This window comes from Congregibacter variabilis, from assembly GCF_045689235.1.
GTDB classification, from domain to species: domain Bacteria; phylum Pseudomonadota; class Gammaproteobacteria; order Pseudomonadales; family Halieaceae; genus Congregibacter; species Congregibacter variabilis.
In genome coordinates this window covers 836,148-850,999 of sequence record NZ_CP136864.1, presented here as the reverse complement: position 1 = coordinate 850,999, position 14,852 = coordinate 836,148, and the positions used below count along the sequence as shown (strand labels likewise).

The following is a 14,852-nucleotide window of genomic DNA, read 5'->3' as shown; positions in this document are numbered from 1 at the left end:
CCGGTGGACAATCTCGTAAAACAACGCCTTGTGGGCGCATTGATTCTTGTCGCACTGGCAGTGGTGTTCTGGCCGATTATTTTTGTGCCCGGCACCGAGCAAGTGGACGATCTTCGCGTTGTTGTGCCTCAGGCGCCGCCGGTGGATCTTACGCCCTTACCGGAGCCAGATAGTCTGGGCCTGCGCAGCGGGCAAGAGGCAGCTGCCCAGAGCGTAGAAGTGCAAGATGTGGCGTTCCCCGATGTCGATGTGTCGTCGGATGTTGAGCCCGCGGGACTGCCTGCCAGTGCGGACACCATGCCGGTGGCAGAACTTGACGATGCGCGAGACCGCCTTGAATCGCCGGCTATGGATGAAGATGGGCTGCCTATCGCCTATTCATTGCAGGTTGCCACTATGGGCGACAAAGCCCGTGCGGAGTCGCTGCGCGACGAGTTGGTTTCTGCCGGTTACAAAGGTTACGTCAAGCGTATGCGCCGAGATGATCGGGTGTTGTATCGAGTGCTGGTGGGGCCTCGCTACAGCAAAGACGAGTTGCTGCCGGTTAAAAGCGCGGTGGATAAAACCTGGCGCGTTGAGTCTCTGATCATAAGGTATCTGCCATGAACGATTGGCCACAGCTCACCTTGTTTAATGGTTTTGATTGGTTTGCTGTCGTAATCGTAATGCTTTCGGCGCTTTTGAGCCTGTGGCGAGGTTTCGTGCGTGAGGCGATATCGCTTGCCGGTTGGGTTGTGGCATTTATTGTTGCTAATTTGTTGGCGGTAACTGTCGCTGATCAGATCGGTGATCTGATCGCTAATCGCACCGGGCGCTACATCGTTGCCTGGTCATTGCTGTTTGTTCTCACCCTGGTAGCCAGCTCTCTCACCGCAAAACTTTTTGCCAGTATTGTTAAGGCGACGGGGCTTGGGATTCTGGATCGAATGTTAGGCTCCGTGTTTGGCGTTCTGCGCGGGATGCTCATCGTCATGGCTCTGGTTTTTGTCGTAAGAGAGATCGTCCCCAAAAGTGAACAAAGCCTGTTGGAGGAGTCCCAGCTGATGCCGCACATTGATGTCATGCTGGCTTGGAGTATGCGTCTCTTCGATGAGTTTCGTGATGTGGAAATCAAGGGGCTGAACGCGTGATATCGAGACTGGGGCGTTCTTGTGAGTGTGGTCAGGAGGTGCGGACTGTATGTGCGGGCTAGCGGGTGTCGTCGGCAAGGCCAATGTAGCGCCTGAGATTTATGATGCGTTAACTGTTCTGCAACACCGGGGCCAGGACGCCGCGGGCATTATGACCTGCAGTGATGATCGCTTTCATCAACGCAAGAGTGTTGGCCTTGTCCGTGATGTGTTTCGCCAACATCACATGCAGCGCCTCGAAGGCAACATTGGTATTGGACACGTGCGCTACCCCACAGCTGGTAGTGCAGGTGCTGCAAACGCGCAACCCTTTTATGTGAATTCGCCCTACGGTATCGCACTGGCACACAACGGAAACCTGACTAATTCCAAGGTGTTGCGCCAGGAGCTATTCGAAAGCGAGATGCGACACCTCAACACGGATTCGGATTCCGAGGTATTACTGAACGTCTTTGCCTATGAGTTACAGGCGCTGGGTAAGCTGCATCCCGAGCCTGATGACTTGTTTGCCGCCGTATCGGCGGTGCATCGCCGCTGCCGGGGCGGGTATGCCGCAGTAGCGATGATCGTCAATTATGGCGTTATTGCCTTTCGGGACCCCTGGGGCATTCGGCCCTTGGTTGTTGGTTACCGGGGTGAGGGGAGCGAACGCGAGTACATGGTCGCGTCCGAGAGTGTGGCGCTGGATGTACTGGGCTTTCGTCTTCTTGGCGATGTCGCCCCCGGAGAAGCGGTATATATCGATGCACAGCGACAATTACATATGCGTCAATGTGCAGAAGCCCCGGTGTTAAGGCCGTGTATTTTTGAGCATGTTTACTTTGCGCGCCCGGATAGTCTGATCGACGAGATATCGGTGTACAAAACCCGCGCTCGTCAGGGCGAAGCTCTGGCTCGCAAAATTCTTAAAGAGCGGCCCGAGCACGATATCGATGTGGTGATACCCATACCCGACAGTAGCCGTACGGCGGGTCTTGCTCTGGCGCAATCACTTGGCATCAAGTATCGCGAAGCCTTCGTTAAAAACCGCTACATTGGCCGTACCTTTATCATGCCCGGCCAGCAGCAGCGACAAAAGTCCGTACGCCAGAAACTCAATCCCATTCGCCTTGAGTTTGAAGGCAAAAATGTGATGTTAGTTGACGACTCCATTGTCCGTGGCACGACGTCTCGCGAAATCATTCAGATGGCGAGGGATGCCGGTGCGGCGCGAGTGTATCTCGCATCCGCAGCCCCGCCTGTGCGGTATCCAAATGTATATGGTATTGATATGCCATCGCCAAATGAGCTGATCGCCCACAATCGTAGCGTCGAAGAGATCGGCGAAATGATTGGTGCGGACTGGCTGATCTATCAGGATTTAGATGAGCTGATCAACTGCTCGAGAGACGGCAATCCATTGGTAGAAACGTTTGATTGCTCGGTGTTTGATGGAAAATACGTGACCGGTGATGTTGATGATGCGTATCTTGCCGAGCTGGATGCCCAGCGTAATGACGAAGCCCAGACTATGAGTCGTCAGGCAAGCGATGGCGACGGAGTGGGTATTTATAACGACGTGTCTGACATTGCCTAAGCCTGTATAGGTCAGCCAGCAGATTGCCATTCGCAAGGATGGCCCAGTCAATAGACGAGAGCAAATTGTGAGTAAGCGAGACGACCCGGTAATGGACGAACTGCAGTGGCAGAGTCTGGCCGTGCGCAGCGGTATTACGCGTTCCCCTGAAGGCGAGCACAGCGAAGCGCTGTTTTTGACCTCCAGCTACGTGTTTGATAGTGCGGAACATGCAGCAGCGCGTTTTGCCGGTGACGATCCTGGCAACGTGTATTCTCGTTATACAAACCCCACCGTGCGTAGCTTCGAGGAGCGTCTGGCCGCGTTAGAGGGCGCAGAGGCTTGTGTGGCAACAGCCTCGGGTATGGCGGCCATACTCAGTACCTGTATGGCCTTACTAAAAGCTGGCGACCACGTAATTTGCTCCAGAGATGTTTTTGGTACGACGCGAACTCTGTTTGCAAAGTACCTGGCCAACTTTGGAGTTGAGGTGAGTTTTGTACCCTTACTGCCGTTAGAAGGCTGGCGCGATGCGCTTCGGGACAACACGCGACTTTTGTATCTTGAAACGCCATCAAATCCCCTGTGTGAGGTTGCCGATATTCAGAGTATGGCTGCCATTGCGCAAGCCTCAGATGCCTTGCTGGTAGTTGACAACTGCTTTTGCTCTCCGGCACTGCAGCGTCCTCTGTCCTTTGGTGCGGACATCGTGATTCACTCGGCGACCAAGTATCTCGACGGTCAGGGGCGTTGTGTCGGTGGCGCTGTTTTGGGGCGTCAGGAGCTAATGGATGAGGTCTTGGGGTTCCTGCGTAGCTGTGGGCCCACCATGAGCGCATTTAATGCCTGGGTTTTTCTCAAGGGACTCGAAACGCTGTCCCTGCGTATGCAGGCCCACAGTGCGTCAGCGCTGCTTCTGGCGCGCTGGCTGCAAGAGCAGCCTAATGTTGAGTCGGTTTTTTATGCAGGTCTGGAGTCGCATCCGGGGCATGTGCTGGCGGCCAAACAGCAGTCAGCGTTTGGTGGGGTTTTGTCGTTTCGGGTTCGCGGCGAAAAAGCTGCGGCCTGGAAGGTCATCGATGCAACGCGCTTAATGTCACTGACGGCAAACCTTGGTGATGCCAAGACGACTATCGTGCATCCGGCTACAACGACCCACAGCAGGATTTCGCCGCAGGAGCGTCACGAGGCGGGTATCACCGACAATCTCATTCGCATCGCCGTAGGTCTTGAAGATATAGAAGACCTAAAGGCAGACCTTCAGCGCGGCCTGGAGTCCTTGGGCTGAGTGTGGATACACAAGGTGTAAACGGTCCTTGGGCTTTGATGTCGTCGAAAGGTTTGGCAGTGAGGAGAAGCGTGCAGTGAGTACCGGCAAGAAAGCACTCATCGATGCAGCGGTAGAGGAAGTGGCCACCGTCTTACTGGGCAAGGAGTCTCAATTACGCCTGGCGATTTGCTGCCTGCTCGCCAGCGGACATCTGCTGATCGAAGATCTTCCGGGAATGGGCAAAACCACTTTGTCGCATGCCCTGGCCCAGGTTCTGGGGCTGTCCTACAAGCGTGTACAGTTCACCTCGGACCTTTTGCCGGCCGATATTTTAGGCTTGTCGATTTATCACCCTGACGAACATAGCTTCCATTTTCATCCGGGGCCGATATTTACCCAGGTGTTGCTCGCCGATGAGATCAATCGCAGTACGCCAAGGACGCAAAGCGCTTTGCTTGAAGCCATGGCGGAGGGGCAGGTCACCCTTGAGGGCGAAACGCGTCCTTTGCCGTCACCGTTTTTTGTCATTGCGACACAAAACCCCTTGGAGCAGTCAGGAACCTATCCACTGCCGGAGTCGCAGCTGGACCGGTTTCTTATGCGCATTGAACTTGGGTATCCCGACGCTTTGGCGGAGCGAGCGATGTTGCGCGGTGCCACCGGCACAGGACAGGCAAAGACGCTCAAGCGCTGTATTGATGCCACGGCGCTTGCTGACATACGGGCAGCCGTTGACCAGGTTCACGTGTCTGACTCGCTGCTTGATTATGTTCAACGCATAGCGGCTAGAAGTCGTGATGGCGGTGAGTTCGCTGTGGGTTTATCACCGCGAGGTGTTTTGGCATTGCTGCGTTCGGCCAAGACCTGGGCACTCATGGATGATCGGGATCATGTGTTACCCGATGACGTTCAGGCAGTACTGCCAGCAGTGACAGCCCACAGGCTTCAGCCCGGTGGCGGATTCTCTGGCGATGGATTAGCGCTTGTGGCGCTGCTGCGGCGTGACGTCGACGTGGTCTGAAGCTCTGAGTCGGCGCTGGTCGCGCTGGCTGGACAGGCGGATTCCGCCTTCCAGATCCGTCACCCTCAGTCAGCGACAGATCTTTATTTTTCCGTCCCGTACCGGGTTCTTCTTCGCGCTGTGCTTGTTGGTGATGCTTGTCGCGGCCATCAACTACCAGAACAATATGAGCTATGCGCTCACATTTCTTTTGGCCAATCTGTTTGTGGTGGCGGTGCTGCATACCTACGCTAATCTCGCTGGGCTCACGATCAGCGCATTGTCTGCCGACGAGGTTTTTGCCGGTCAGCGCGCCGGCTTTCATTTTCGATTCACTGCGGGCAACAAGCAGGGCCATCAGGCGCTTTCTGTCGGTTGGCCGCAGCCCAAAAGCTCCCAACGACGGCGCAGGCTTTTTACAGGATTGTTTTCCAGTGCGGATACGCTGGCCGAAGAAGAAATTGAGTTGGAGCCAGGTACTTCAAAGGATGTGGTGTTACATGCACCGGTAGGGTCCCGGGGCTGGTATCGGCCGGAGCGTCTTCGCATCGAGAGTACATTTCCGTTGGGGCTTTTGCGCTGCTGGACCTGGGTGGCCCTGGATCAACGCGCATTGGTTTACCCGGCTCCCTTGGTTTCTCCGGAACCGGTGGCTGCACAAGGAGACGCGCAGGACGGTCGTTGGCTGTCTGGCGCAGGAGACGATGAGTTCTCGGGTATCCGGGATTATCGCCAGGGTGACAATCCCCGGCGGGTGTACTGGAAAGGTCTGGCCCGGGGGCAGTCATTACAAACCAAAGTCTATGCTACCGCTGTGGCCGATGCCCGATGGTTGGACTGGGAACAGTTTGTGGGCCTGGATCAGGAGCGGCGTCTATCGGCCCTGTGTTACTGGGTTATGGATTATCACCGGCGAGAACTCGAATTTGGTTTACGTGTCCCTGGAACTGAGCTGGCGCCGGCTTCTGGGGATCGTCAACGTGACGCGGCGCTCCGGGCGCTTGCCCTGTACAAGCTCAGTGATGAGGCCCAGGTCCAATGAAGCAGGCACAGCAGCTGCCGCGTCCTGCCTTACTGTGGATTATTGTTGCTCAGGCACTGCTGTTGTTACCTCACCTTCCGAGGCTACCGATTTGGGTGGCCGCCGTTTATTTACTGGCGTTTGCCTGGCGGGTACAGGCGTTTCGGGGACGTATGGAGTTGCCGGGCCGTTGGTTAAAGGTTGTGCTGGCGCTAGCGTCTATAGCAGGTATTGTTCTGAGTTTTGGCTCTTTATTTGGCGTGGAGCCGATGGTGGCGTTTTTACTCACGGCCTTCGCACTCAAGCTTACCGAAATGCGCTCGCGCAAAGACGCCTACGTGGTTATTTTTCTGGGTTACTTCGTTTGTCTTACGGAGTTCCTGTTTACCCAGGATCTGTTGATCGTTGCTTACTCGATACTCCTGGTTTGGGTTTTGACCATAGCGTTGGTGGCGGTGCACCGACCCTCAGGGCGGCTCAGGGACTTACAGCCTGTTCGTATGGCCGGCGTGATGCTCCTTCAGGCCGTGCCGTTGATGCTGGTGCTGTTTTTCTTGTTCCCACGCATAGGACCACTGTGGTCGGTACCCCTAAAAAGCCATACCGCACAGACCGGTATGAGCGACCGACTTCGTCCCGGCGATGTTTCGCAGTTGAGCCAATCAACAGACGTTGCGTTTCGCGCCCGGTTTGAAGGTGATATTCCGCCGGTGTCACAGCTGTACTGGCGCGGAACGGTCATGAGCGCATTGGAGGACGGTACCTGGCGTTCGCTTCGCTACTTTGAGATTCCTGCGCAGAACCGCCGTGCACCACAGGTGCAGACCGAAGGGGAGTCGCTACGCTACAACATCATCATGGCGCCGACTCAGCAGAACTGGCTGTTTGCGCTGCGCTACGCCCGTACTCCAAAGCCCGGTGTTATGGAGCTCAATGATTTTCGGCTTTACTCCCCGGCAATCATCGAAAATGAGTATCAGTATGACGCTCAAAGCTGGCCTGATACACCTGTCGAAAAAGAGCTCAGTCCCTGGCGAAGGGGTGTAGAAACCGCGCTGTCGCCAAGCGATAACCCACGCACGCGGCAACTGGCAGAGAGCTTGTACGCCCGTTCTGATACGCCCCGGGCGTTTGTTGATGCGGTACTTGGGCACTTTAGAAATGAGGCTTTTTTTTACACCCTGCAGCCACCGCTATTGGGTGATCAGGACATGATGGATCAGTTTCTCTTTGGCAGTCGCCGGGGGTTTTGTGAGCATTACGCTTATGCGTTTGCAGTCATGATGCGCAGCGTGGGCATACCCGCCCGCATCGTCGGGGGCTACCTTGGGGGCGAAGTGAACCCGGTTAACCGCACGGTGATTGTTCATCAGTTTGATGCCCACGCCTGGAACGAGGTGTGGTTTGAGGATGAGGGCTGGGTGCGGGTAGATCCCACCGCTGCAGTGGCACCGGATCGAATCTTGTACGGGCTGGAACGGGCCGTTGCCGGGGAGGGCAGTTTTCTGTCTGCTTCGCCGCTTTCGCCGCTGCGCTATCGAGGTATTGGATGGATTAACTCCATGAGGCTGCGTTACGACGCGCTCACCTACCGTTGGCAGAGTTGGGTGACTGGTTTCGATGGTCAGGCACAGTTTGATTTGCTGCGCAGTGTCCTCGGAGAAATCTCTGTGAGCCGCTCACTAGGGCTACTGCTGGGTTCGGGTGTTCTCACCATGGCAGTAGTATCGCTGTTTCTGTTTCGGGGCCCCAGGGCGTTCCCGCGACCGGCCTTTGAGACCGAACTTCTTCGGTTTCAAGAGGCGCTTTGGCGCCGGGGCCTTAAGCCCATACCCGGTGAGACGCCGGGTCAGCTCACCGAGCGTGCAGCGAGTCGATGGCCGGAGCAGGCAGAAACGCTCCGCGCTTTGTACCGGGCTTTAGAGCTCTCTGTGTATGCTCCCTTAGCGGCTTCGCAAAATAGCGATCGCCTGCGCCGGGAGCTACGTACACGTATACGTGCCATACAGTTCTCGCTATAGCCATTCTTTCTTAACTGCAGTTGCAGTGACACTGATGCTGTGGGGTGTGCCAGCACACTCGGCGCTGGTTTGGCACTGGGAAGATCCCTTTACTCAGCCTGAGCGAGAAAAGCTGGGTGAGTGGCTGGACCGGACGCACGCTGCGCTGGTGGCTTATGCCGGCGTGCTGCCTTTTGATGTACATCTGTATATGCATCGCCGCGAGGGGGCCAAAGAACCTGTGCCCTGGGCTAACACCTGGCGTAACAAGGAACAGGCGCTGCACTTTTATGTGAATCCTGACTTTAGCACCGAGGCGTTTATGAGTGACTGGACGGCCCCTCATGAGTTCGCCCATTTGCTGCTCCCTTACCTGGGGTCCCGCAATGCCTGGTTCGCCGAGGGCTTTGCGAGTTATGTGCAGCACAGCATCATGGTGGAGCTGGGGGTGATTACCCCGGCAGAGGCACTGGCAAGGCGAGACAAAAAAATGCGTGCCGCGGTGGATTCGCTCCGTGGCGCAGACCGTCCTCTGCCGGACAGCATGCCAAGCTTGCGTGCCGAAGGCAGCTACCCGACGTTTTACTGGGGTGGGGCTGTGTATTTCGAACGAGTGGATGCGCGGCTGCAACGCAATAACCAAAGTCTCAGAGCGGTACTTAGCGATTATCTTAGCTGCTGTCGCAGCCAGGGACGTTCGCTTTCCACGCTGATGAGTCACTGGGATGCGCTGAGTGATTCAACGATTTTTAGCCAGGAGTTGGAGGTGATGCGCCGGGTCGATGGTGTGCCGGCAAGACCGAGCTTGTGATAAATTCATAAAACTGTGATTTTATGCACAAATTGTATGTGTAATAGCTGTAATCGGCCAGCTTGGCTGGTCGCTTCCAGAGCCCGCACGTATGATCGGTTTCTTTGGCTGAGGGTGGTTTAGTGGGAAAGGTCGCACTTGTAACGGGGATTACGGGTCAGGATGGCGCGTATCTAGCGGAGTTTTTGCTCGACAAGGGCTACGAGGTTCACGGCATCAAGCGCCGCTCGTCGTCCTTTAACACCCAGCGAATTGATCATATCTATCGAGATCGGCACGAAGAACATGTAAATTTTTATCTGCACTATGGCGATCTTACCGACACCTCCAATCTGGTGCGTCTGGTTCAGCAGATTCAGCCCGACGAAATTTACAACCTGGGTGCCATGAGTCACGTGGCGGTGTCCTTTGAGAGTCCCGAATATACCGCTGATGTAGATGCCATGGGCACCTTGCGGTTGCTTGAGGCTGTGCGATTACTCAACATGATGGAGAAGGTGCGGTTTTATCAGGCGTCTACCTCGGAGCTCTACGGTTTGGTGCAAGAGAGTCCGCAAACCGAGACCACTCCGTTTTACCCGCGCTCACCCTATGCGGTGGCCAAGATGTACGCCTATTGGATTACCGTGAATTATCGCGAGGCGTACAACATGTACGCCTGTAACGGCATTCTTTTTAATCATGAGTCCCCGCGTCGCGGCGAAACCTTTGTAACACGCAAAATCACCCGGGGAATCGCGAATATTGCGCTGGGGGTTCAGGACTGTCTATACATGGGCAACATTGACGCCAAACGGGATTGGGGTCACGCGCGGGATTACGTGCAGATGCAGTGGCTGATGTTGCAACAGGATCAGCCGGACGACTTTGTTATTGCCACAGGCGTGCAGTATTCGGTGCGTGAATTTATCGAGGCGAGCTGCGCTGAGCTGGGTGTGACTTTAGACTGGCGTGGTATCGGGGTTGACGAACAGGCGGTGGTATCGACCGTTGAGGATCGTGGGCTGGGGATCAGTGACAATCTGGTAGGGAAAACGGTAGTGCGCATTGACCCGCGGTATTTTCGGCCCACCGAAGTCGAGACGCTGTTGGGTGATCCGACCAAGGCCCACCAAAAGCTCGGCTGGCAGCCTACGACGAGTTTTGCACAGCTGGTAACCGAAATGGTGACCCACGACCTGGATCAGGCGCGGCGCTTTAAGCTGCTGCGCGATTCGGGTTACGACGTCGCTATGATCAATGAGTAAAGACTTATGACGCGGCGAATTTTTGTAGCGGGGCATCGCGGCATGGTCGGATCTGCCCTGGTTCGGCTGTTACAAAGCAGCCCGGGCGTAGAACTTGTGACACGCACGCACGCACAGTTAGACCTGTGCAATCAGGCAGCGGTACGCGATTTTTTTGCCAGCGAACGTCTGGACGAGGTTTATCTTGCGGCAGCACGGGTAGGTGGCATTCATGCGAACAATAGCTTTCCTGCCGATTTTATCTACGAAAATTTAATGGTTGAGGCTAACGTTATACAGGCGGCGTTCGCTGCGGGTGTACACAAGCTGCTGTTTCTTGGGTCGTCATGCATTTATCCGCGAATGGCAGAGCAGCCCATGCGCGAAGATGCGTTGTTAACCGGCGCTCTGGAATCCACCAATGAGCCCTATGCCATCGCCAAGATCGCCGGTATCAAGTTGTGCGAAAGCTTCAACCGGCAACATGGCACCGATTACCGATCGGTGATGCCCACTAATTTGTACGGCCCGGGTGATAATTTTCATCTAGAGAACAGTCACGTGATTCCGGCAATGATGCGACGGTTTTACGAAGCGAAACAGCGCGGTGATAGCCAGGTGACAGTGTGGGGTACCGGTACGCCCATGCGAGAGTTTTTGCATGTCGACGACATGGCGGCGGCGAGTGTGTTTGTTATGGATTTGCCTCGCAAGGCGATCGAGGCATACAGCACAGCGATGCAAAGCCACATAAATGTGGGTACCGGTGTGGATTGCACGATTCGTGAACTGGCAGAGACCATGGCGACAGTGGTGGGGTTTGAGGGCGAGCTGCACTTTGATGCCAGCATGCCCGATGGCACACCGCGCAAGCTCATGGATGTGAGCCGGCTGCTGGCCTTGGGCTGGAGCGCGACAACATCGCTCGAGATCGGCCTTGCGGACACCTTCGCCTGGTTTACCGCAAATGCCGACGATGCCCGGCTTTGATCACCTGCGCCATGTGGTGGTGCACGCGATGCGCCCGGAGTCATACTGGCTTGCGATCGCTATTGCACTATCGTTTGCGCAAGGCTTGTTGGCGCTACTGTCACCGTGGTTTGCGGGGCATTTTGCCAGCGAGATAATGCTGGAGAGCAGCAGTTTTGATTATGGCTTGCCTGGGCTCATGGCTTTGTGGGCGCTGGTGCTCGCAGGTCAGGCCCTAACGCGGTTCTTGAGCGGCTTTTTACTGACCCGGAGTGGGGCGCGAACGCTCGCGGTACTCAGTCGCCGGCTGCACGATCATCTTCTGGCACTGCCGATCCCCTTCTTTGAGTCGCGCAAACGCGGTGATCTGCTATCGCTGTACAGCAATGATGTGGCCAGTGTGGCGCACTTTTTGACCGGCACGCTGGCAGGCCTGTTACCTGCGGTGGCTGTGCTTTTGGGTGCGACGGTAATGATGGCGCGTATCGACAGTCAGGTGGCATTACTCGTCGTGCTGCTGGCTCCGGTGTTTTTTCTGACATTAAAATTGTTGGGCCGCGGGCTTAGATCTCTGTCTGATCAGGTCGCCGCAGGGCAGGCAAGCGCCTTGGGTTTGGCGGGAGAGCAGCTATCGCTGATCGCGCTCATCAAGAGTTTTAACCGCCAGCACAGGGATGGGGAGCTCTTTGCGTCGCGGGTGCGTGACTTGCTGACCTTACGCAGTGATCAGCTGTGGTGGCAGGCTCTGCTCGCTCCGGCGCTGCAGTTGCTCTCATCTTTGGGGATTCTGCTGGTGCTTTGGTTGAGCGCCATCCATTTGCAGCAAGGCAGTTTGGAGCTCTCGGGGTTTGTGAGTCTGCTGATGTACGGACTGCTGTTTACGCGTCCGGTCAGTGGTCTGGCGAACTTGTACGGCGAAGGCCTGCAGGCCAGAGGCGCAGCACAGCGTCTGCAACTGGTATTTGCCCAGGCGCCGGAGCCCGAGCCCGAGGCAGTGTCGCGGACCGCTCTGGCACGTCCCGGAGGGGCGATCGATATAGCACGGGTGTATTTTGCTTACCCGGGACAAAAAGCGCTGTTTGAATCCTTGAGCCTGCATATACCGCCAGGCGAGATAGTGGCAATCACGGGTGACAACGGCGCGGGCAAAAGTACGTTGCTGCATTTGCTCATGCGTTTTGTAGACCCAATCAGCGGCGTGATCACCATTGGCGGGCAAAACACCCGCAAGGTCTCGCTGAGCAGTCTGCGGAGCCTGATTGCCATCGTTACGCAGCGCGTGCTGTTGCTGGATGCAAGCGTTGCCGACAATATTCGTTACGGCATGCCCGCAGCGACAGACGAAGCGGTGTACGCCGCTGCGGGTCTTGCGCAGGCCCACGCTATTATTCAGCGATTGCCACAGGGGTACGCGACGCGCATCGGGGAGGGTGGCGTGCGTTTGTCCGGGGGCGAGCAACAACGTATTGCGCTGGCGAGAGCGTTACTGGCTGACCCCAAAATACTCATATTGGATGAGGCAACCGCGATGTTTGACTCGCAGGGCGAGGCGGACTTTGTGGCCAATAGCGCAGCGGCTTTTGCCGGCAGAACAGTGATTTTGGTAACACACCGGCCTGCCAGTCTGGCACTCGCCGACCGCATTTTACACCTGGAGTCTGGTGTGCTGCGCCAAATGTCCGTGGCGCCAGAGCACAAAGAGGTGTTTGAAGCATGAGGTACAGAATTCCTGACACCATTTTATTGCAGGCCGTATCGGATGAAATGGTGATTTTGAATCCCGAGACGGGCGTGTACTTTACGCTGGATGCCATTGGCACGCGTATGCTGGAATTGCTGCGACAACTGCAGGACGAGGAGGCTGTCGCGGATGTTGTGGTGAGCGAATATGAAACGGACAGGAATACGGTTCTATCGGATTTAGCAGGGCTGTTGGCAAAAATGGCTGCGCACGGACTTGCAGAAGATTGTGGCCACGAAGCTAGCTAAGCTTTTGTCATTAGCGCCCGGCGATCTAGGTCTGTTCGCGAAAGCCTGGTGCTTGTTTGCCTACGTTGACTGGGTGGTTTCGCGAAGATCTTATGAAAGTTGGCCGGACTGGATGCGGGTGGAGCCTCCCAAAGTGAAGAGTCGGCTAGTTGTCGCAGAGTGCGATGTCCCGAAGGCGATTTCTCGAATTATTCGCTTGTCGGAGGCGGCTGGACGGCGTCACCTGCGTGAAATGAACTGTCTGCGACGATGTCTGGTTCAGCGCCGTTTGCTTGGGTTGGAGGGTATACCAACTGTTCTTCAGATTGGCGTCATACGCGTGGACGGGGCCTTGAAGGCGCACTCGTGGCTCTCGAGTGCACAGGTGCCGATCAATGATTCTGTAGATAACTTGAGTCAATACACCGCATTAGCCGAGAATGACAATAGGATTATCGATGCTCTATTTTGACTCGCGAGCATGCCACTCTAGGCTTGAACCTTGTTCGTATTCGCGTCGCGTCGGGCAGCAAGACCAAGTGCAAGGAATGTAGTGAACCACAATGCGTTTGCCGGAATCTGCAGGTTCCAGTCGACCAGCGAGTGAATGAGCAGTGCGACTACGCCGGCAAAGCATCCGATTGAGATAGCAAAGCTACAGCGACTATTGTTGTTTAGTCGTACATCACACATGGTGACCAGCCAGAGTAAAATTCCACCTCCAAAGAGCGCGAAGCCGATTATCCCGTTCTCCAGAAGTAGCTCCAGATAATCGTTGTGAACATGGTGCAGCATTTTTCCTGTACTGAAAGGCTGTGTTTCATACGCCGGATAGATGTGTCGAAAAGTTCCTGACCCGGTGCCAAAAACCGGATAGTCGCTGAACACTCGGTAGGCGAGCTGTCGCAATTCGTAACGGCTATCATCCAGTAAGCCGTTGCGCTCTACCCGTTCAAGCAAACTATCTATTGCAAGTATTGAAGCGCCGATTAAAGGAATAATAAGTACGCCGGTTGTTACCATTCGTGCAGGGGCTGCGCCTCCACGCTTTTTATAGGCTACAAGGCCAAGACTAATCACTAACGCTCCTAGTGCGGACAACGCACCGCCCCTGGAGGCACTAAATAGCAGCGCTAAGAGTGGGGGTAGTGTCGCAATTAGGTACCAGATACTGCCGCTAAAGAAGTAAGTGAATACTCTTCGAACTATTGATCGCCAGCCCTTGCCAGTCCTTCTGTAACGTGAGCGCAAAAAATAAAAGCTTACCGTCAAAGCTAAGGTTAATTCCATCAGACCCGCAAAGTGGTTGCGATTAGTATAAGTGCCCGCGATTGAGAAGGTGCTTAACGCAATTTCGGCTATGGGTTGTCGGAATATCGCGCCACTAAATTGCATGTCCACCAGCGCAAAAGCTGCGTGAGCTATTCCTGCCGCAGCTAAGCCATAGGCGAAAAGTTTGATACGCCGAGATGACTGAAGTACGCAAAGAAGCACTACGAATACAGCTGTCATTGCTGCCGAGCGCAACGCACGCTCAAGTGTTGCGCCCCTATCCAGACTAAGCGCTACGGGTGATGCAGGGTCAAAATCTGGCACGGACTCATAGTGCGCGGCGGCCGCCGGATTGAGTAAGCGGACTGATTCGATACTTAGGGGAGCGCTCGACAAAAAAACGTATGCAGTGAAAAGTGAGAAAGCCAACGCTATCAGGCGTTCGCGGCGTCCCATGGTATGCGTTAGCGCCCCGGTTATTGCGCTCGTCGCTATCCAGATGCTGGTAAGAACTAATGATGCGGTAGTGAGGAACAGCGCGCCCAGGGGATGTTTGCTGCCGAGCGGTATGGGCGCCATGAACAGTAACAGCAATAGAACTGCGAGCACGGCTCGATCGTTCCACGTATT

At 55.5% G+C, this 14,852-nt stretch carries 14 protein-coding genes; 13 read left to right on the top strand and 1 reads right to left on the bottom strand.

Annotated elements, in window-relative coordinates; genetic code table 11:
* Window positions 1–3: 3 nt before the first annotated feature.
* From R0135_RS03870 to R0135_RS03810, 13 genes are all read left to right on the top strand, one after another.
* A complete protein-coding gene (locus tag R0135_RS03870; RefSeq protein WP_407348935.1) occupies window positions 4–606 on the top strand; it encodes an SPOR domain-containing protein in 603 nt (200 codons plus the stop codon).
* Window positions 603–1,130, top strand: a complete 528-nt coding sequence (locus R0135_RS03865) for a CvpA family protein (protein WP_407348934.1) — start codon at window positions 603–605, stop codon at window positions 1,128–1,130. Before R0135_RS03870 ends, R0135_RS03865 begins: the two co-directional genes overlap by 4 nt.
* A 49-nt stretch (window positions 1,131–1,179) precedes the next feature.
* Complete coding sequence (gene purF, locus R0135_RS03860; protein ID WP_407348933.1) at window positions 1,180–2,706, top strand: amidophosphoribosyltransferase; 1,527 nt, start codon at window positions 1,180–1,182, stop codon at window positions 2,704–2,706.
* Between the two features lie 91 nt (window positions 2,707–2,797).
* Window positions 2,798–3,973 carry an O-succinylhomoserine sulfhydrylase gene (locus R0135_RS03855; protein ID WP_407349877.1) on the top strand — a complete coding sequence of 392 codons (1,176 nt, stop codon included), beginning with the start codon at window positions 2,798–2,800 and terminating at the stop codon, window positions 3,971–3,973.
* Between the two features lie 76 nt (window positions 3,974–4,049).
* Window positions 4,050–4,976 carry an AAA family ATPase gene (locus tag R0135_RS03850; RefSeq protein ID WP_407348932.1) on the top strand — a complete coding sequence of 309 codons (927 nt, stop codon included), beginning with the start codon at window positions 4,050–4,052 and terminating at the stop codon, window positions 4,974–4,976.
* Window positions 4,957–5,997 carry a DUF58 domain-containing protein gene (locus R0135_RS03845; protein WP_407348931.1) on the top strand — a complete coding sequence of 347 codons (1,041 nt, stop codon included), beginning with the start codon at window positions 4,957–4,959 and terminating at the stop codon, window positions 5,995–5,997. Before R0135_RS03850 ends, R0135_RS03845 begins: the two co-directional genes overlap by 20 nt.
* Window positions 5,994–7,997, top strand: a complete 2,004-nt coding sequence (locus R0135_RS03840) for a DUF3488 and DUF4129 domain-containing transglutaminase family protein (RefSeq protein ID WP_407348930.1) — start codon at window positions 5,994–5,996, stop codon at window positions 7,995–7,997. The genes R0135_RS03845 and R0135_RS03840 overlap by 4 nt, the downstream gene beginning before the upstream one ends.
* A 25-nt stretch (window positions 7,998–8,022) precedes the next feature.
* Complete coding sequence (locus tag R0135_RS03835) at window positions 8,023–8,787, top strand: hypothetical protein (RefSeq protein WP_407348929.1); 765 nt, start codon at window positions 8,023–8,025, stop codon at window positions 8,785–8,787.
* A gap of 122 nt (window positions 8,788–8,909) precedes the next feature.
* Window positions 8,910–10,034, top strand: coding sequence for a GDP-mannose 4,6-dehydratase (gene gmd / locus R0135_RS03830; RefSeq protein ID WP_407348928.1), 1,125 nt, complete (start codon window positions 8,910–8,912; stop codon window positions 10,032–10,034).
* A gap of 6 nt (window positions 10,035–10,040) precedes the next feature.
* A complete protein-coding gene (locus R0135_RS03825; protein ID WP_407348927.1) occupies window positions 10,041–11,003 on the top strand; it encodes a GDP-L-fucose synthase family protein in 963 nt (320 codons plus the stop codon).
* A complete protein-coding gene (locus tag R0135_RS03820) occupies window positions 10,981–12,699 on the top strand; it encodes an ABC transporter ATP-binding protein (protein WP_407348926.1) in 1,719 nt (572 codons plus the stop codon). The genes R0135_RS03825 and R0135_RS03820 overlap by 23 nt, the downstream gene beginning before the upstream one ends.
* Complete coding sequence (locus R0135_RS03815; RefSeq protein ID WP_407348925.1) at window positions 12,696–12,971, top strand: PqqD family protein; 276 nt, start codon at window positions 12,696–12,698, stop codon at window positions 12,969–12,971. Before R0135_RS03820 ends, R0135_RS03815 begins: the two co-directional genes overlap by 4 nt.
* Window positions 12,952–13,422, top strand: a complete 471-nt coding sequence (locus tag R0135_RS03810; protein ID WP_407349876.1) for a lasso peptide biosynthesis B2 protein — start codon at window positions 12,952–12,954, stop codon at window positions 13,420–13,422. The genes R0135_RS03815 and R0135_RS03810 overlap by 20 nt, the downstream gene beginning before the upstream one ends.
* Window positions 13,423–13,439: 17 nt before the next feature.
* Here the strand turns inward: R0135_RS03810 and R0135_RS03805 are convergent, their stop codons facing one another.
* A complete protein-coding gene (locus R0135_RS03805) occupies window positions 13,440–14,831 on the bottom strand; it encodes an O-antigen ligase family protein (protein ID WP_407348924.1) in 1,392 nt (463 codons plus the stop codon).
* Window positions 14,832–14,852 lie beyond the last annotated feature (21 nt).

Coding starts and splice junctions, on each gene's coding strand:
- R0135_RS03865 (WP_407348934.1), top strand. CDS start 603: ATGAACGATTGGCCACAGCTCACCTTGTTTAATGGTTTTGATTGGTTT.
- purF (WP_407348933.1), top strand. CDS start 1,180: ATGTGCGGGCTAGCGGGTGTCGTCGGCAAGGCCAATGTAGCGCCTGAG.
- R0135_RS03855 (WP_407349877.1), top strand. CDS start 2,798: ATGGACGAACTGCAGTGGCAGAGTCTGGCCGTGCGCAGCGGTATTACG.
- R0135_RS03840 (WP_407348930.1), top strand. CDS start 5,994: ATGAAGCAGGCACAGCAGCTGCCGCGTCCTGCCTTACTGTGGATTATT.
- R0135_RS03825 (WP_407348927.1), top strand. CDS start 10,041: ATGACGCGGCGAATTTTTGTAGCGGGGCATCGCGGCATGGTCGGATCT.
- R0135_RS03820 (WP_407348926.1), top strand. CDS start 10,981: ATGCCGACGATGCCCGGCTTTGATCACCTGCGCCATGTGGTGGTGCAC.
- R0135_RS03815 (WP_407348925.1), top strand. CDS start 12,696: ATGAGGTACAGAATTCCTGACACCATTTTATTGCAGGCCGTATCGGAT.